16 protein-coding genes and 1 pseudogene are annotated in these 16,669 nt (G+C 47.4%); 9 read left to right on the forward strand and 8 right to left on the reverse strand.

Features of this window, described 5'->3' with window-relative positions; genetic code table 11:
- The first annotated feature begins 93 nt into the window (after positions 1 to 93).
- The 3 genes and pseudogenes from OSC7112_RS35225 (at position 94) to OSC7112_RS03785 (ending at position 2,360) form a co-directional block, all read left to right on the forward strand.
- Positions 94 to 282 (forward strand): hypothetical protein, encoded by a 189-nt coding sequence (locus tag OSC7112_RS35225; RefSeq protein ID WP_015174659.1) that lies wholly within the window; start codon positions 94 to 96, stop codon positions 280 to 282.
- A 109-nt stretch (positions 283 to 391) separates the two neighbouring features.
- A pseudogene (locus OSC7112_RS03780) lies at positions 392 to 1,009 on the forward strand (Uma2 family endonuclease).
- 178 nt (positions 1,010 to 1,187) lie between these two features.
- Entirely contained in the window at positions 1,188 to 2,360 is a 1,173-nt protein-coding gene (locus tag OSC7112_RS03785; RefSeq protein ID WP_015174660.1) for an AI-2E family transporter, read from the forward strand.
- Between the two features lie 121 nt (positions 2,361 to 2,481).
- Here the strand turns inward: OSC7112_RS03785 and OSC7112_RS03790 are convergent, their stop codons facing one another.
- On the reverse strand, positions 2,482 to 3,108 hold the full coding sequence (locus tag OSC7112_RS03790) for a Uma2 family endonuclease (RefSeq protein ID WP_015174661.1): 627 nt from the start codon (positions 3,106 to 3,108) through the stop codon (positions 2,482 to 2,484).
- A gap of 153 nt (positions 3,109 to 3,261) precedes the next feature.
- Between OSC7112_RS03790 and OSC7112_RS03795 the strand changes: the two genes are divergently transcribed.
- Entirely contained in the window at positions 3,262 to 4,437 is a 1,176-nt protein-coding gene (locus OSC7112_RS03795; protein WP_015174662.1) for a homocysteine biosynthesis protein, read from the forward strand.
- Between the two features lie 85 nt (positions 4,438 to 4,522).
- Here the strand turns inward: OSC7112_RS03795 and patR are convergent, their stop codons facing one another.
- Positions 4,523 to 5,770 (reverse strand): heterocyst master regulator PatR, encoded by a 1,248-nt coding sequence (patR, locus tag OSC7112_RS03800; RefSeq protein ID WP_015174663.1) that lies wholly within the window; start codon positions 5,768 to 5,770, stop codon positions 4,523 to 4,525.
- Between the two features lie 579 nt (positions 5,771 to 6,349).
- On the opposite strand from patR, the gene OSC7112_RS03805 reads away from it, so the two are divergent.
- The 3 genes from OSC7112_RS03805 (at position 6,350) to OSC7112_RS03815 (ending at position 9,178) form a co-directional block, all read left to right on the forward strand.
- Positions 6,350 to 7,261 (forward strand): tetratricopeptide repeat protein, encoded by a 912-nt coding sequence (locus OSC7112_RS03805; RefSeq protein ID WP_015174664.1) that lies wholly within the window; start codon positions 6,350 to 6,352, stop codon positions 7,259 to 7,261.
- Between the two features lie 257 nt (positions 7,262 to 7,518).
- On the forward strand, positions 7,519 to 8,412 hold the full coding sequence (locus OSC7112_RS03810) for a Uma2 family endonuclease (RefSeq protein WP_015174665.1): 894 nt from the start codon (positions 7,519 to 7,521) through the stop codon (positions 8,410 to 8,412).
- 184 nt (positions 8,413 to 8,596) lie between these two features.
- A complete protein-coding gene (locus OSC7112_RS03815; protein ID WP_015174666.1) occupies positions 8,597 to 9,178 on the forward strand; it encodes a response regulator in 582 nt (193 codons plus the stop codon).
- A 37-nt stretch (positions 9,179 to 9,215) separates the two neighbouring features.
- On the opposite strand, the gene OSC7112_RS03820 is transcribed toward OSC7112_RS03815, so the two are convergent.
- The 6 genes from OSC7112_RS03820 to OSC7112_RS03845 form a co-directional block, all read right to left on the reverse strand.
- Positions 9,216 to 9,497: a type II toxin-antitoxin system RelE/ParE family toxin gene (locus OSC7112_RS03820; protein ID WP_015174667.1), complete on the reverse strand. Its 282-nt coding sequence runs from the start codon at positions 9,495 to 9,497 to the stop codon at positions 9,216 to 9,218.
- Positions 9,497 to 9,721 carry a hypothetical protein gene (locus tag OSC7112_RS03825; RefSeq protein ID WP_015174668.1) on the reverse strand — a complete coding sequence of 75 codons (225 nt, stop codon included), beginning with the start codon at positions 9,719 to 9,721 and terminating at the stop codon, positions 9,497 to 9,499. The genes OSC7112_RS03820 and OSC7112_RS03825 overlap by 1 nt, the downstream gene beginning before the upstream one ends.
- 234 nt (positions 9,722 to 9,955) lie before the next feature.
- Positions 9,956 to 10,423, reverse strand: coding sequence for a hypothetical protein (locus OSC7112_RS03830; RefSeq protein WP_015174669.1), 468 nt, complete (start codon positions 10,421 to 10,423; stop codon positions 9,956 to 9,958).
- A 300-nt stretch (positions 10,424 to 10,723) separates the two neighbouring features.
- A complete protein-coding gene (locus OSC7112_RS03835) occupies positions 10,724 to 12,451 on the reverse strand; it encodes a succinate dehydrogenase/fumarate reductase flavoprotein subunit (protein ID WP_015174670.1) in 1,728 nt (575 codons plus the stop codon).
- A 129-nt stretch (positions 12,452 to 12,580) separates the two neighbouring features.
- Entirely contained in the window at positions 12,581 to 12,895 is a 315-nt protein-coding gene (locus OSC7112_RS03840; protein WP_015174671.1) for a hypothetical protein, read from the reverse strand.
- A 337-nt stretch (positions 12,896 to 13,232) separates the two neighbouring features.
- The gene (locus OSC7112_RS03845; protein ID WP_015174672.1) at positions 13,233 to 14,558 is read right to left on the reverse strand and encodes an RNA-guided endonuclease InsQ/TnpB family protein; all 1,326 of its coding nucleotides are present in this window, start codon (positions 14,556 to 14,558) and stop codon (positions 13,233 to 13,235) included.
- Between the two features lie 291 nt (positions 14,559 to 14,849).
- Here OSC7112_RS03845 and OSC7112_RS03850 point away from each other — a divergent pair, with 291 nt between their 5' ends.
- Both OSC7112_RS03850 and OSC7112_RS03855 read left to right on the forward strand, forming a co-directional pair.
- Positions 14,850 to 15,575 carry a lysophospholipid acyltransferase family protein gene (locus OSC7112_RS03850; RefSeq protein ID WP_015174673.1) on the forward strand — a complete coding sequence of 242 codons (726 nt, stop codon included), beginning with the start codon at positions 14,850 to 14,852 and terminating at the stop codon, positions 15,573 to 15,575.
- Positions 15,576 to 15,832: 257 nt separating this feature from the next.
- Positions 15,833 to 16,654, forward strand: coding sequence for an alpha/beta fold hydrolase (locus OSC7112_RS03855; protein WP_015174674.1), 822 nt, complete (start codon positions 15,833 to 15,835; stop codon positions 16,652 to 16,654).
- Positions 16,655 to 16,669: the final 15 nt, after the last annotated feature.

The raw sequence follows: 16,669 nt of genomic DNA on the forward strand, positions 1-16,669 counted from the left end.
CGCCCTCTCCCCATCCACAAACCGCCCGCCCACCCGCAACACATACTTGCAATAATACTCTCAAAACCGATCGCCCAACCAACTACCACCTCTATGAACACCAACATCAGCCCCATCCTCAAAGTATTCACCCTCTCCGCCGCCCTTTCCCTAGCCATCAAGTACGCAGGGCCTAGCTTATCCATACCCTCTACCGACCTCAACGCCGTCATCGCCGTCTTTACCCCCAGTATCATCTTAGCAGTCGTCCTCGGCTGGCGATCGCGCCAACAGCAGCAGTAGAGACGCCATCAAAAAGTGCGATCGATCTACACTAGGCCTCAAGACGGTGTTTTTGCCAAAATCTTAATTCCCCGTACAGCTTATCACAACCAAAGTTGAGGCACTCACCATGATTCAAACCATAACAGAATTAGTAACATTCGATGAATTCATTGACTGGTATCCTGAAAATTGAGAAAACCGTTACGAATTACACAACGGAGAAATTGTTGAAATCCCACAAGCAACAGGTAAACATTCTAAAGTAGCCGGCTTTACCGCGCTGAAGGTAGGAATTGAGATTGAGCGTCTTAATTTGCCGTACTTTATCCCCAAAGAATGCGTCATCAAACCCATGCGCGAGGAATCGGGATATGAACCAGATATCATTGTACTCAAGGAACAAACCATTGGAAACGAGCCGCGGTGGGAGAAATCATCAATTATCACAATGGGTTCATCAGTCCCCCTAATCGTAGAGGTAACTAGCACCAATTGGGGTGACTCATATGCCCTAAAGCTGGAGGCATATGAGTCAATGGGTATTCAAGAATATTGGATTATAGACTATCTAGGATTGGGCGGCAGACGGTTTATTGGCAACCCCAAACAACCCACTTTTTCGGTTTACCAACTAATTGACGGCGAGTATCAAGTCAAACTGTTCCGAGGGGGCGAGTGTATTGAGTCTCCAACTTTCCCGGAATTGAAGCTGACAGCGCAGCAGGTGTTCGCAAAAGGGAATTGAGGAGGCTGCTTATGCTAATGTCCGAGTAGGTGTATCTGATTAAAGATGCGATCGCCCGCATCTAAGGTATCTTATAGAGATGCGATTTATCGCTTCTGGGCAGCAGAGCAATTAGCAAGCAGTAATGCCCATACCCTATTCCTCAATCTAAAATCTAAAATCTAAAATCTAAAATCTAATGAAGCTAGGACAGTGGATGGGCTTATTAGCCCTCATCACATCTTGTTACATCCTGTGGCAAATCAGGCAGGCCCTGCTGCTGCTGTTTGCCGCCGTCGTCTTAGCCACCGCCTTAAACAGACTAGCACGCTACTTGCAAAAATTCGGACTCAAAAGATCGATCGCTGTACTCTTATCAGTTAGCTTCCTAATCCTCGTATTCGTAGGCTTATTCCTGATAATTGTACCGCCCTTTACCCAACAGTTTCAACAACTTACCCAAAGAGCCCCTCAAGGAATAGAAAGATTAAATCAGTGGATAGATCAATTTGAGGGTCGCTTTTCAGGACAATTTGGTCAGCGGCTACCAAATCTTGATGTTAACGACATCATGCAACAACTGCAACCTTTATTCAACCAACTCGTCGGCGGTGCAGGAGCTTTTGTCGGCAACACATTAGGTGTTATCCTCAGCTTTTTGCTCGTCATAGTTTTGACCTTGATGACATTAGCAGAACCTCTCTCTTACCGCAAAGCATTTATACAACTTTTCCCCTCTTTTTATCGGCGGCGAATCGATGGCATCTTAGATGAATGCGAAATAGCGCTCGGTCGATGGGTAATCGGCGCTTTAATTAGCATGAGCGTCATCACTTTCCTGAGTTTAATTGGTTTGTCAGTATTGCAGGTTCCCCTAGCTCTAGCTCACGCTGTTTTAGCCGGCTTGCTGAACTTAATACCAAATATCGGTCCTGGTTTGAGCGTCATTCCCCCAATGACGATCGCACTTTTAGACTCTCCCTTAAAATCCGGTTTTGTGCTTATCCTCTACTTTCTAATTCAACAATTTGAAAGCAACCTCCTCACCCCTTACGTTATGGCGCAGCAAGTAGCGCTACTGCCGGCTGTTACCTTAATATCTCAAGTATTCTTCGCCACCTTCTTTGGATTTTTAGGACTATTGCTAGCCCTCCCCCTCACCGTTGTAGCTCAAGTTTGGATTAGGGAAGCCCTAATTAAAGATATCCTCAACCAGTGGAGTGCCAGTCCTAAAACCTTAGCAGCAATCGATTCTGCTATCCATGAAGAATATGAATCTATAGAAGTCACCGAAAGCCGACCAGAAAAGCGGCCAGAACACAAACCCGACATCCCAGATCGTGTAGAAAATGACGCTCCTGAACATCAATAATTAAGGTTTGTAAGGACTTCAGTTCTTATTCATTCCCAGTTAGAGTACAGAAGTATTCACTACAAAGTTAGGAAATTTGTGGTACGAACGCCCTCAAATAACTATATTGAAGCCTCGCATTTTACACCGGATATCTGCCAGCGCTAAAAATCTGTTTAACCGTCAAATTCAACTGCCCAAATGTGGGTGACACAACCCTATCACTGCCCCGAAACTGACAGACTTGATACTCACCGTCAACCAATTGGTAAACAGAAAAAGTAGGTTGTTTAGGATTGCCAATATAGCGTCGCCCGCCAAGTCCCAAATAGTCGGCAATCCAGTATTCAGAAATGCCCAAAGCTTCATAATCAACCAATTTGTACCCGTAATCATCCCGCCAATTGGTAGTGACAACTTCGACAATTAGCCGGACAGAACTACCCATTGTAATGATAGATTCCTTTTTCCATCTCGGTTCGCTGTCCGTCCCTTGCCTGTCCAAAACGATCGCATCCGGTTCGTAACCAGATAGCTGATTATCAGCTTTGACAACGCATTCTTTGGGAACGAAGTAAGGAAGTCCTAGTCGTCTGATTTCAAAGTTGAGTTCAGCGACAAGGAAGCCCGCTACTTCTGAATGTTCTCCGGTTGCTTTAGGCATCTCAACAATAGCTCCATTGTGGAGTTCGTAACGGTTTACCGAATTTTCAGGATACCAGTCAATAAATTCATCGAAGGTGACGGGTTTTAATATCGCTTGAGTCATGGCGATCGCTCTTGATTTTATTTATAATATAATCCCGATATCTGTTATAACATTTTGCTTTGTTCTCAAACTCAGCCCGATCGCCAAAACTGCATTCGCTCGATCGACATTCCATCACACTAAAATCTAAAATCTAAAATCTAAAATAGTCTTATGCGATCGATCGACGAAATCAACGATAAAATCAGCCAGGGCAAAGCCACAGTCTGGACAATCGAAGAACTCAAAACTAGAGTTCAAGAAACCAGCATTACCCAAGCAGCCCAAGAAGTCGATGTGATTACCACCGGCACCTTCGAGCCCATGGAATCCTCCGGTGCAATCATCAACCTCGGCCATACCGACCCGCCGATAAAAATCCGCCAGTGCTGGCTAGACGGCGTTTTAGCCTACTCCGGCTTCGGGGCTGTAGACCTGTACCTGGGAGCCACCCAAGTAGCCGAAGACGGCGAAGAATCCCGCGAACGGGGAGGCGGACACGTCATCGAAGACTTAATAGCCGGCAAACCCGTGCAGTTGCGCGCCTTGGGACAAGTAACAGACTGCTACCCCCGCGCCTCCTTTGAAACCACGATTACCCGCGATACAATCAACCAGTTTTATTTATTCAATCCCCGCAACGCATATCAAAACTTTATTGTTGGCGTCAACGGGGGCGATCGCCCGCTGTTCACCTACCTCGGCCCCCTGCAACCAAACCTCGGCAACGCCGTCTACTCGAACCTTGGAGCCATGTCTCCCCTGCTCAACGACCCCGACCTCGAAATCATCGGCATCGGCACCCGCATCTTCCTAGGAGGCGCTCAGGGCTACATCACCTGGGAAGGAACCCAGCACTTTCCGCTGCAAAAACGCCAGCCCAACCGCACCCCCATCGGCCCCGCTGCCACCCTCGCACTCATCGGCGACGCCAAACAGATGAACTCGAAATGGGTGCGAGGCTGCTACTTCAAAAACTACGGCCCATCCCTGATGCTGGGAGTCGGCATCCCCTTTCCCGTCTTAAACGAAACAGTCGTCGCCCACTGTGCAGTATCAGACAAAAAAATAGTAGCGCCGGTGGTAGATTTCTCTATCCCCCGGCGCGTTCGTCCCACATTCGGTTTAGTCAGCTATGCTCAATTAAAGACTGGCCGCATCCTGATAGAGGGCAAACCTGTGCGGGCCGCCCCCCTGGCGAGTATGTTTCTCTCCCGGCAAGTCGCATTGGAATTGAAGCAGCAAATTGAAGCGGGTCAATTTACCCTCACGGCCCCAGTTGCTCCCCTACCCACCGACAGAGTATTTCTCCCCCAAGATTTGTGGGGCGCCCAAGTCCGGCTCGAATAAAGGATTTTAGATTGGCGATTTAGCGGTTGTAAATTAGTCTCGGACACACTAATCTAAAATCTCAAATCTAAAATCTAAAATTGGTTCATTCCTCGATCGGCTTAGGCTTCTTAACCGGCTTAGGAAGAGGTTCCTTCGGGACAGGCGGTGGTGGTGGTGCTGCGGACTTGATGGTAGGACGCCCTACAGGAGCACCGTCACCGCTAGGCCTAGGAGTAAACGGACGCTTCCCTCCTCCTTTGAAGCCACCGGGCGGCTTGCTGCCAGGGGGGAATTTCCGCTTTTTAATCGGCAGAGCACCAATATTATTAGCCTGCTCAATCATCAGACTGTCAGCTTTCAATTTGACGTGGAAATCCCAGAAAAACCCGATCGCCTTTGTAGCTAAATCTCCCTTAAGTTTGAGTTTGAAAAACTTCATCTTGTCGTCATTCTTGCGGGGAGCTTGCTTGATTTTGACGATGACATATTTTTCTTCGTCTTGGGATTGATAAATCACCTCACCTCTAATCGAAAAATAGCCATCTTCAACATCAGGTTCCGAGGGCGACAAAGATGCGGTCGATGCTTCGCCACTAGCCTCAATCTCCGCTGCTTCCTGATTTTCCTCATCAGAGGACGGTTCGGGAGGTTTCTTGAGCGTTTCCGGCTCCCAAACCCCCATAATCTGGGCGTGCAAGTTGCCGTCTTCTTGCCTGGTGCGGGGATAGACCACCCACAAGTGTTCTTGTTCCAGCTCCAAGTGATTTTTGACTAAACTCATGACTCTACCCAGCAAAACTGCGTCGATGGCAGTTCCGTCGGCAGCTATCAGCATACCCCGGGTGAATTGATCTTCTGATGGCGTGTAGCGGCCCCGCACCAAACCAACAGCTCGGTACTGTCTGGGTTCGCTGGGGGGGGGAATGGGATGTTGGCGCATGACGGAGGGTATGTCCTCAACGGCCTGACTTTCGTTAGCGGCTGGCTCGGCGTTTGCCGGCGGTGCGACTGCTAGGGCTGGAGTATCGCTGACAGGTGTCGGAGACGCTGCAGGCGCCGGGGGTGCAGGAGCATTGCTGGGCTGGTCTTGTGGCTTTGTTTTGTCCTTGTCGGGGGCAGAACTGTAGCGTGGTCGTTGCAGCCTATCCTTGGACGCTGGGGCGTCTGTTGGCGTTGCCGGTTGATTTTGGTCAACAGGTGCAGCCAACGCCGAAGGCACCGAACTTTCGTCTGGTGTCTCAGGAATGGAATCTGTATCTTTAGGCGGATTGACGGCCAACTCGCTGGGCTGAGCCTTGCGATTTGAAGTAGATTTGGACGATTTGGAAGACCGGTTGGGAGAGGGGTTCATAAAAACTCCTTGCAGCGGAGACACATCCCTTAAGGGAAATTAGGAATAAACTGAAGAAACTGCTTTAAAAACTACTAGCACCTGACAGGCGGGCTTGCGCCCGGAGGTCTGGTTGTGACCCGTCAACGCCAACTTTCAACGCTACGAGTGCCGATCGGTTCGCTGGCTGCTAAAATCCTTGCGAGCAAGGACTTTGGGAGTTGCTGACCGATCGATCGCCGATCGCGCTGAGCTGGAGTTGCTGGCTAATAGCATTTAGGATATTCAGCTTGCCTATTTTACTTAATCCAATTACCTAACGGGCTGATCCGCCATATTTTCGGTAATTTTTAGCTTGACCAGACTAAATTGGACAGACACCGCAGTCCTTGGGGCTGCAGGTCTGAGTGTCCAAAATTGTTTAGCTAGCATGGAGTTGTGGGTCTGTTACCATATTAGCTGCAAGTAAAAGGCTGCTTTGTCCGTTGGGACTTGGAAGTTAAAAACGTTTGCGGTTGCATGGATCTAGTTAAATGGCAGATGCCCCCAGGCGATGCCTGAATTCTTAGAAAATAGTAGATTTTAAGCTGGGATAGTTGAATGATGGAAAAAGCAAACAAGCGTCGTGGGTTGATTACTGTGGTGGTGGTGCTGTCGCTCATCGCTTTTTTGGGATTTTCCCTTGTGCCAATTTTGGACAGTATTCTCAAGGCCAGCCAAGCGCAAAGTCAGTCAACTCCAACGCCTACTCAGACGGCGCAGTCTGGGGAGAAGCAATCAGAGTTGCTGCAAGCTCAGGCTAGGGGATACGAATTGGTTTTGCAGCGGGAACCTGACAACGTAACGGCTTTGCGGGGATTGTTGCAGGTGCGGCTGGAGTTGATCGGGCAAGGAGTGGGGGACATTAAGGATGCGATCGCTCCTTTGGAAAAGTTGGCTTCGCTGAATCCTGAGACTACTGAATACGGGATTTTGCTGGCTCAGGCTAAGGAACGCACGGGCGATCGCGAAGGGGCTGCTCAAGCTTACAGGTCAATTTTAGCGTCTAAACCCGGGGAAATTAAGGCTTTGCAGGGGTTGGTGAATTTGCTGCTGGTGCAGCAGCGGCCGGAAGCTGCGATCGGACTGCTGCAAGATACGCTGAAGGCCGCTCCGGCTGCAAATCTGGCGAAACCGGAAAGTGTGGATGTAACTTCAGTGCAGTTGATTTTGGGGCAGGTTTATGCTGTGCAGAAGCGCTACGAGGAGGCGATCGCAATTTACGACGAATCTGCTAAGGCTAATCCAAAAGATTTTCGCCCGACTTTAGGAAAGGCGATCGTGCTGAAGGAACAGGGCAAAACAGATGAGGCAAAAACGCTGTTCGATCGAGCTACTCAGTTAGCTCCTCCTAACTATAAAGACCAAATTAATCAGTTAGCTAGTGGCACTCCTTCGCCTTCTCCTGCGGCTGCAAAGACTCCAGAACCGGCTGCTTCTCCTAGTCCAGAAGGTGCGCTACCGAAACCTTAAGGAAAGTTTTAAGTAAAAGAGTTTTGAGTTGTCAGTGAAAAAGTATTAAGTTAAAAACTTAATACTTTAAACTCAAAACTACTCGCTTTCTTCTTAATTACGCAGGACTTAGGAAAAGAAATCCGGTTTCTAAGATAAATCTTGGTTGAACGACGACAGATACAGGTCGAAACCGGGTTTATAAGTCCTAGCGCGGAGCGTCCTGTTACCGATTACCAATTACTAATTACCAATTATGTAAGACCTCGGAGGGAATTATGACCCAAAGCGTTAACCGCGTTGTTCTACCTCCTGCTTTTCCTGACCACACTCAATTACCAGACTCCGACGGTACTTTTGTAAAAAATTTTCAGGAACACCCGCAAAGTTTAATTTTAACTGATTCGATCGGGCAAATTTTGCAGCAGCGCCATCCTGACGGACAATATGCGATCGGTCAAGACTGCGGCATTTACTGGCGAGAAACCGAGCCGCCTGAAAAAGGTGCAGAAGCTCCTGATTGGTTTTACGTTCCGAATGTACCTCCTAACATTGACGGTCAAATTCGGCGTTCCTACGTGCTGTGGCGGGAACACATAGCACCGTTAATTGCTTTGGAATTTGCTAGCGGGAACGGGGATGAAGAGCGCGATTCCCTTCGGGATAGCTTCGCTTCACGTACTCCTTTATCACGATCGGATGAAGGGATGGTAACGAAACCTGGAAAGTTTTGGGTTTACGAGCGGGTGATGCGAATTCCCTATTACGGCATCTACCAAGTTAATAATGGCAGATTAGAAGTTTATCGCTTGATTGACGGGTTTTATCAACTGTTAGAACTCAATCAGCGCGGTCATTTTCCCATTGCACCTTTAGGCCTAGAATTGGGACTTTGGCAAGGTAGTTATCAAAATCAAACCATGCTTTGGCTGCGGTGGTGGGACGAGGAAGGTAATTTGCTGTCGATCGGGGATGAAAGAGCTCAATTAGAGAGATTGCGAGGGGAACAACAGCGGGAAAGGGCCGAGAGTGCAGAACAGGCACGACAAGCTGAATTTCAGGCAAGAAGGGATGCAATTCCCCGGTTGTTGGGAATGGGTTTGAGTGTCGAACAAGTGGCGGAGGCGTTAAGTTTATCCGTGGAGGAAGTGACGGATAATGCTGGCGGGTGAGATAGTGAGAGAGAATTGGGGAAAAGGGCGATCGCTATCAATAAACTTTTTCAGGGAAACCGATGTTGAGCAATGACATTACCCCTTTAGCTTATCAAATGGCTAGCTGCTTGCACAAACGGCACTGGTGCAAATAATAAATCACAAATAGTGGAAACACATTCACACAAAGAGGGGTATAGCTATGTCGGATAAATTTCCCCACCCACCAAATCCTCGCCTAAAAATGCTGATCGTTGAGGATGGAACGGCTTGTAGTATTGACTTGCTTTACCGCCAGTTCCGTCGCAAATATCAAGTATTCAGGGCAGAATCAGGTCCCGCCGCCCTAGAAATCTTGGCAAGGGAAGGAGAAGTTGCCGTCATTATCTGCGATGAGCCGACGCCCCAAATGAGCGTGACTGAGTTCCTCCGTCTGACGGCGGTACAGTACCCCGATACGAGCCAAATTATGTTAATTAGTTATACGGAACATTTCTTTGAAGCTATTGAGGCTGGCCAACTATGCCATTACATTCCTAAGCCTTGGAATCCCGAAGAGCTTAACGTTTTCGTCAGTAGACTGGTTGATACTTACACTCTCCGGAAAGCGCGCACCAATGAACTGCCACAGCGAGGCGAGAGTGCAGAGCAGGCACGACAAGCTGAATTTCAGGCAAGAAGGGATGCAATTCCCCGGTTGTTGGGAATGGGTTTGAGTGTCGAACAAGTGGCGGAGGCGTTAAGTTTATCCGTGGAGGAAGTGACGGATAATGCTGGCGGGTGAGATAGTGAGAGAGAATTGGGGAAAAGGGCGATCGGTCTTAATAGACTTCATCATGAGAACCCATTTTGAGCAATAAAATAGCTTCCTCCTCATCTTCTGGATCGGTCACAAACTCAAATAAAATCCGATGATCGTAATCTATTGAACACGACCAGATACCCGATAAATCTCCTGTCAGTTTTTGAGTTCGCAAGCTGGGGTTAAAGCAGTCTTCAGACAAAAGTTCAAGCGTAGCTTCAATTAAAAGGCGAAGCTGAGGATTTTTACAAACTAACTTTTTGAAAGTACGAATAGGTTTGGGAGTCCAACCAATTTTCATCAATCATCCAACTCCGCCATAAAATCGGCTACAGACCCAAATTTAACATTGCCCTCAGCATACTCTTGACGAACTTCTGCCACTTCCTTGAGTAATTCATTTCGTCGCTGTTGTCGCAGACGATTCTGAAGAATATCTAGAAGCATGGCTCGATCTTCTAATGATAAAACTTCTACAGCTTCAAGAGCTTGCTGGAATTGAGATGTTTGTGTCGTTTTACTCATATATAATTTTTAACTATTTAAAACCACGATATTTTTTATGGTTTTAACAGCATTTATCCCAGACTAGCATTTTTTACTTGTGATGTCGAGAATTCCCAAGATGAGTTTCACATTAATTAATCATTTTAGCAACTGTCTGCTTAACTTTTTCTAGTTCGGGAAGTTGCGGTTGTTGAGTCATAGTAGCTTCCAATCGCTCATCGGTGGTGCAACGATTCTACCTTTCACCAAAGTTTAATTAACGACGATTCGGAAACACTCACCGTTCTCTACAGCACCTCTCAATATTAGCTCATAGGCTCGCAAGTCCCACATAGCGTAATTAAACAACTCTTTACTCCGAATAGCATCCTTTAAAATAGCCTCATCTTGTGGTAAGCCAGAAAGTTCGCAATCCAATCTCTTAGATTCACTTGAAAGAAATGTAACAGTACCGCAACCAATGATTGTAAAATACTTGTTGAGAAGACCAGAAACTGTTTGAAGACCAACCGCTGAGTCGTACCATTGTTTTTGAATGTCACACTCTGCGTAAAAGGAACTCAAAGGTTGCAAGCCATTTAACTTTGCTACTATATCGAGAATTTCCCACGTTCTTGTAAAGCTTTGTCCATAAACATAACCTTCATGTTTTGAATCGAGTTCTAAGGGTAGTTCAGCTAATCCACTCTTCTCCAATTCAATTTCTGCGTAACTTGGCATAGATAATAAAAGAGCTTAATTTAAGACAGCCATGCTAAAAAAGACTAAAGAAACCGGGTTTTTTTACCGTTTCGACGGCTTTTAACGAAGTATTTTCGTAAAAAAACCCGGTTTCTGAGAACCCGTGGGTCATCGATCGGCTTTACGTCATCCTACCGACTGGCGATCTGCAATAAACCTGGTTGATTACCGATCGACTTTTAAAAGAATCAGATTTAACGATCGCCCGCTAGGCAATTTCAATCGTTTGAGGGATTTCTTCACAACCTTAACAGGGCTGGCATTGCCCACCCGTACAAATTAATACTTCCTCTCCTGCGGCTCAAACATCGTAATCGCCACCGGCATATAAGCCAAATCAATCCCCGCAGGCGAATAATACGCCATTGTATGCTTCAAGAAATTCCCGTCATCCCGCTCGGTAAAATCTTCCCGCGAATGAGCTCCCCGACTTTCCTGCCGGTTCAAAGCAGAAGTTAAAATCATTTTCCCGACAATTATCAAACTCCGCAACTCCAAAGCTTCTACAATTTCCGTATTCCACAATTTGCCTTTATCGTCTAAGTAAACCTCCTCATATTGTCGCTCTAAATCCTCCAATTTATTTAAACCTTCCTGCATCAATTCGGCGCTACGAAATACGCCACAATACTCAGTCATAGTATCTTGATACTGCTGCCGGATTTGATTGATGCGGTATTTTCCGGGACGGTCTACAAGTGCTTGAATTTGCTCTTTTGCTTCCGTAATATAACGCTGTTCGTCTACGACAGGCAACTTGCGATTTTGCACGAATTGTGCTATGGTTGCGCCAGTAACTTTGCCGTAAACTACGCATTCCAACAGCGAATTGCTGCCCAAACGGTTGGCGCCGTGAACAGACACGCAAGCTGCTTCGCCCGCTGCAAAGAAACCGTCTACCAAACTGTCAGGACTGCTGCGAACTTGCCCGCTAATATTAGTAGGAATTCCCCCCATTGAATAGTGAACGGTAGGGCGGACGGGCATCGGCTGATTTACCGCATCAATTCCTAACAAACGGTGGGCTTCTTCCCAAGCAAAAGGAATTTTGCTCATGATTTTTTCGCGTCCCATGTGCCGCAAATCGAGGTAGATAAAGGGGCCGCCGGCACTACCACCAACATTAATTCCTCGGCCAGCGCGAATTTCTATGGAAATTGACCGCGAGGTGATATCTCTGGGGGCTAATTCCATCCGCGACGGGGCATAATTGGCCATAAATCGATCGCCCTCTGAATTAATCAAATAAGCGCCTTCCCCCCGCACAGCCTCCGAAATCAACACTCCCACGGGATACAAACCCGTCGGGTGAAACTGCACGAATTCCATATCTTCCAGCGGCAATCCAGCTAAAGCGGTCATCGCCAAACCGTCTCCCGTCGAGGCGTAATCGTTCGACGTGGTATTGTAAACGCGGCCGTAACCCCCCGTAGCAAACATCACCGCCTTAGCACGGACAACCTCAATTTGACCGTCTAGCAGGCGGTACATAACTACCCCCTTGGCTTGGCCTTCTTCCAAAATCAGGCGGGTAACGTACCACTCCTGATAGATGTGAACTCCGCAGCGGCGCAGATTGTTGACCAATTCGTGGAGGATGGCGTGACCGGTTTTGTCGGCGGCGTAGCAGGTGCGGCGGTGGGAATGTCCGCCAAAAGCGCGCTGGGCAATTCTGCCGTCTGGGAGGCGGGAAAAGAGGACTCCCATGTGTTCTAAATCTATGACTACACCGGGGGCTTCCCGGGTGAGGATTTCTACCGCGTCTTGGTCGGCCAAATAGTCGGAACCCTTTACTGTGTCGAAGGCGTGGGCTTTCCAACTGTCTTCGGGATCGACATTTTGCAGGCTGGAGGCCATGCCGCCTTGGGCTGCGACGGAGTGCGATCGAATCGGGTGAGTTTTAGCGACGACAGCTACCTTTAAACTGGGGTCAGTCCGGGCAATTTCTACAGCCGCGCGGCAACCTGCTAAACCGCCGCCTACAATGATTACGTCGTGTTCTAGCATTTCTTTTAATTATTTTGAGTGTTCTGCTCAGCTTATCGTGACGCAAAAAAAAACTTCCTACCAAAAGAGCAGGAAGTTTTTTAACTTTTGATTTGAATGGAAAATCAAAAGTTAAAATCTCAAATTGGACTAGCCGGCGCTTTCGGCAGGGTTCTGAAGCGACTGATTTCCCGTTGCAGAAGGTTGAGGTTCCGTACCGGGTTCTACAGCAAGCACTTCAATGTTATTTAGCAGAGTTGTAACGAAAGCAAACAGCAAGAAGGGCAGAGACAGCACTAAAATCAAGCCGACGGTAGCCAAGGCGTAGATTTGGCGGGCGCTACTCCACAAGGCGAGTGCCGACGCTAGACTTAGGAAGATGACTATCAGCCAAACAATGATTTGACCGTAAATGTCGCCAAAGGTGAGGGTACATTTAAGGCGATAGTTTTGGATGTTATTCATTTGATGCCTCGCGAGATTGCTATTACGACTTGTCCAAAAATACTTTGACAGTGCGTCAATGCCGACTGTAAATTTCTAAGTTTAGCTGCCGCAACTTGGTTTTGGGGCTGTTGTAAACATTCTTTAATAAGTTGCCACAAGAGTTGGTATATTTTTGCTTCTGACTGGGAAATTCTGCCGAAACAGTTCGCGATCGCACTCGCCCGGCCTAGAAACCGGGTTTTTTACTGTTGTGGCGGGCCCACGAGAAGGAAACGCACGCAACAAGCAAGGTGATGGCCGCCCGTGCGTCCAGGATTACCAAACCAAGGCATAAGGGGAAAGTCTACTTTGTCAACTACCCAGCATCAAGCGGGATACCGCTATGATGTGGGCTTGTATCTGAACTCCACCGCAATTCCGAAAACCTTTGCAGGATTTGGGCTTTGGTTTCACCGCTCGATACATCAGGGGATGCTGACAAGCTCCCCGTGCTCATCCAGTCTTGCCGAACTAGCAACGCTCTCATTGCAATATTTCGCGCACCAACAAGATCTGCATGAAGCTCATGACTACAACATTCGCAACGGAATAATAGCCCTTTGTTTTGTCTATTAGCATCCGAAGTATGTCCACATTTAGGACAACTTTTCGATGTGTAATGAGCCGGAACTTTAGTTGCTAACGAATTATTTAGATTGGCTTTGTAGTCGATATACCCGTGCAATTCGGCATAAGACCATTTAGCTTTATTTCGATTAGCTCTACGTCTCTTTTTGCTTGCCTTCTTGCCCGATTTCGTCCTAGTCCTGTCCCGTATTCCGGTGAGGTTTTCTAGTCCAATTAGGGTGTTAGGTTTGGCAATATCCTTACCGATCTGGTGGTTTACATCAGCGATAAACCGTCTTTCTTTCCCAGACAAAGCGATTAGTCTTCGCTTCGCTGAACGAGTGTCTTTACGCTGAAGAGTCATCCGTGCTTTATGGTAGCGGTTAGCTTTATGTCTAGCATTCTTCCCTGAGTAGAATTTAGCCTTATTTTGCAAGTCTATTTCCACCGCTAAGTAGCGCATACCCACGTCAACACCAGAGACTCTAGTTATTTTCAGTGGGTCAATCTTAGGCGTTTCTACTTCGATACTTACCATCAGATAGTAGATATTGGAGGAACGCTGATAGACAATTTTAGCGGCTCCAATCCTTGCACCATTAGCAATTAAATCTAAATGCTTATTGTAACCATCATACGAGACAACTATTCGACCTTGGAGAGTGATGATAATCACTTGCCTCTCGGCTTTAAAAGAGTAGTCACGTTGATAATTTAGGGTACAAGTTCGAGATATATATTTGGGGGCTTTGTCTAGCCCTTTATACCGTCTCTTAGTGTAGCCTTTAGCAATAGCATCGTTAGATTGTTTTACCTTAGTCCACAGAGTCTTATAGGTTCCAGACACTTGTCTGGGTACATTGCAAGCCATTTGCGCTCCCAGCCCAAATCGAACCCGCAATTCGTTGTAGACCGCTTTATGTAACTTAGCACCATTGCTGGTTTTGCCTGCATCAAAAGCAACTTGTGAAGTGTAATTCAAGGCATCTCGGTAGGCTAAAGCAGTCTGAGACACCAAAGCTTTTTGCTCGGCAGTCAGTTTTAGTTTTAGCTTGGCGGTGATTACTTGGGACATTATTTTCACGAACTTTGGTATTATTGTATCTCGTGAAGATAGTAAAAACAAGGGGCAGGATCGGGAATCTGTTCGTTCTTCGACCACCCCTTCCCTTCCAACATCTAAAGATTGTCGGTTTTGGTCAGGGGTGGCTCTCTTCACTCACGCGCATTCCTCCCGACGCTCACTTCGATCGGTAGAGCGCGGGACTCCTCCTGTCTAGTTGAGGGAGCCCCGACTTGGTAAAGTAATGTTAAGCTTCCTGAGAATGGAATCAACCTTTATAGCGTCGCACCTGTCTTTTCGCCCATGTCTTCAGAGAGCAAATTGCTGATTTCGCGCTGTTTCCTGGCTGGTTTGGGAACGCAGATGTTTATGTACCGCGAAGATCGGATTCCCCAGGAGAGTCCGGTGCTGGTGGTGAGCAATCACCGCAGTTTCTTAGATCCTGTGCTGCTGACGGCGGCTTTGGGTCGATCGATCCGCTTTGCTTGTCATCATTACATGGGTCAAGTTCCGCTGATGAGGGAAGTAGTCACGACTTTCGGCGCTTTCCCCTTGGAAGCACCGGATCACCGACAGCAGCATTTTTTCTCTCAAGCGACAGCGCTGCTGCAAAGCGGGGAGATGGTGGGGGTGTTTCCAGAGGGTGCAGAACCGATGGTGAAGCTGACTGGGCCGAATACTGTGGGGAAGTTTCAGCGGGGATTTGCTCATTTGGCTTTGCGGGCTCCGGTGCGGGATTTGGCGGTGTTGCCGGTGGCGATTAGTTCTTTTGAGGAACAGTCAATACGATCGGCTGTACCGCTCAAGTTGTTGAGTTTGTTCGATCCTTCGGAACCGCTGTTCGATCGCTCTGGGTGGCATCCTGTGATAATTTATCAGCGAGTTAATGTTTTAATCGGCCGGCCTTACTGGATTACTGTCGAGAGACAGCAGCAATATCGAGGCAAAAAAGCCAAAGCAGTTGTGGCTGAACTCACATACCACTGTCAGGGAGAAATTGCAGAATTACTCCAACGAGGTTGTTTGTAAGTTTGTAAGTTGGTTGACGGTTGACGGTTGACTGTTGGCTGTTGGCTGTTGACCAAGAATTTCAAAGGTGCTACAAGCCCCCGGATTTATCCGTGGAATCCATCGAAAATCGAAAATCCTCAAGAAAGAGCATTTATCTCGCGCAAGTCAATCTAAAATCTCAAATCTAAAATCGCGCAATCGATTGACTGTGGGCTGGTGTCAGATTTCCCATCTAAAATCTCAAATCTAAAATCTAAAATCGATTGACTTGAATCATGGCAAATGCTAATAACAAGGTTCGTTTCCTAACCCCCAAACCGCCGAAACCAGATCGCCCTTTATTTGTATTTCTGCCCGGTATGGATGGCAGCGGTTTGCTGCTGCGGCCGCAAATTTCTAAATTAGCCAATCATTTCGACATTCGCTGCTTAACTGTACCGGCTGACGACATGGCTAGTTGGGAGGTACTGGTTAGCGAAACAATTGCCTTAATTGAAGCAGAAAAGCAAGCGGGAAAGCCCAAGCGGCCGGTTTATCTGTGCGGCGAGTCATTTGGGGGCTGTTTAGCGATGAAAACTGTTTTAGAAGATCCTCAAGTGTGCGATCGATTAATTTTAGTCAATCCAGCTTCTTCGTTTCGACAGCAGCCTTGGGTGCAGTGGGGATCGTATCTGACTCAGTGGCTGCCGGCCAACCTTTATCCGCTGTCGGTAATCGGTTTATTGCCGATATTAGCATCATTAGGAAAGATTGGGCGCGACGATCGGCGCGCTTTGCTAGAAGCGATGCAAGCAGTACCGCAAAACACGTCTGTGTGGAGATTGGCGTTAGTGCGATCGTTTAATGTTGACGAAAATCAGTTGCGCGGCATCAAACAGCCGACGCTAGTAATTGCTAGCGGTGCCGATCGGCTGCTGCCTTCGGTAGTAGAAGCGAAGCTTTTAGTCAAGGTAATTCCCAATGCTGAAATGGTGCTGCTGGCTAACAGCGGTCATGCTTGTTTGTTAGAAACAGATGTTAACCTTTACGGGATTATGCAAGCTCGCAATTTTTTGACAAAATCCGAAGAAAATCTGTCCTTAGTCAAAAGTCATTAGTCAATAGTCATTAGT

This window comes from Oscillatoria nigro-viridis PCC 7112 (assembly GCF_000317475.1).
In the GTDB taxonomy this organism is placed as follows: domain Bacteria; phylum Cyanobacteriota; class Cyanobacteriia; order Cyanobacteriales; family Microcoleaceae; genus Microcoleus; species Microcoleus nigroviridis.

Excerpts from the sequence above, each read along its gene's own strand:
- OSC7112_RS03835 (WP_015174670.1), bottom strand. The coding sequence starts at position 12,451 with ATGCTAGAACACGACGTAATCATTGTAGGCGGCGGTTTAGCAGGTTGC.
- OSC7112_RS35225 (WP_015174659.1), top strand. The coding sequence starts at position 94 with ATGAACACCAACATCAGCCCCATCCTCAAAGTATTCACCCTCTCCGCC.
- OSC7112_RS03850 (WP_015174673.1), top strand. The coding sequence starts at position 14,850 with ATGTCTTCAGAGAGCAAATTGCTGATTTCGCGCTGTTTCCTGGCTGGT.
- OSC7112_RS03795 (WP_015174662.1), top strand. The coding sequence starts at position 3,262 with ATGCGATCGATCGACGAAATCAACGATAAAATCAGCCAGGGCAAAGCC.
- OSC7112_RS03790 (WP_015174661.1), bottom strand. The coding sequence starts at position 3,108 with ATGACTCAAGCGATATTAAAACCCGTCACCTTCGATGAATTTATTGAC.
- patR (WP_015174663.1), bottom strand. The coding sequence starts at position 5,770 with ATGAACCCCTCTCCCAACCGGTCTTCCAAATCGTCCAAATCTACTTCA.
- OSC7112_RS03815 (WP_015174666.1), top strand. The coding sequence starts at position 8,597 with ATGTCGGATAAATTTCCCCACCCACCAAATCCTCGCCTAAAAATGCTG.
- OSC7112_RS03845 (WP_015174672.1), bottom strand. The coding sequence starts at position 14,558 with ATGTCCCAAGTAATCACCGCCAAGCTAAAACTAAAACTGACTGCCGAG.
- OSC7112_RS03810 (WP_015174665.1), top strand. The coding sequence starts at position 7,519 with ATGACCCAAAGCGTTAACCGCGTTGTTCTACCTCCTGCTTTTCCTGAC.
- OSC7112_RS03805 (WP_015174664.1), top strand. The coding sequence starts at position 6,350 with ATGATGGAAAAAGCAAACAAGCGTCGTGGGTTGATTACTGTGGTGGTG.
- OSC7112_RS03825 (WP_015174668.1), bottom strand. The coding sequence starts at position 9,721 with ATGAGTAAAACGACACAAACATCTCAATTCCAGCAAGCTCTTGAAGCT.
- OSC7112_RS03830 (WP_015174669.1), bottom strand. The coding sequence starts at position 10,423 with ATGCCAAGTTACGCAGAAATTGAATTGGAGAAGAGTGGATTAGCTGAA.
- OSC7112_RS03840 (WP_015174671.1), bottom strand. The coding sequence starts at position 12,895 with ATGAATAACATCCAAAACTATCGCCTTAAATGTACCCTCACCTTTGGC.
- OSC7112_RS03820 (WP_015174667.1), bottom strand. The coding sequence starts at position 9,497 with ATGAAAATTGGTTGGACTCCCAAACCTATTCGTACTTTCAAAAAGTTA.
- OSC7112_RS03855 (WP_015174674.1), top strand. The coding sequence starts at position 15,833 with ATGGCAAATGCTAATAACAAGGTTCGTTTCCTAACCCCCAAACCGCCG.
- OSC7112_RS03785 (WP_015174660.1), top strand. The coding sequence starts at position 1,188 with ATGAAGCTAGGACAGTGGATGGGCTTATTAGCCCTCATCACATCTTGT.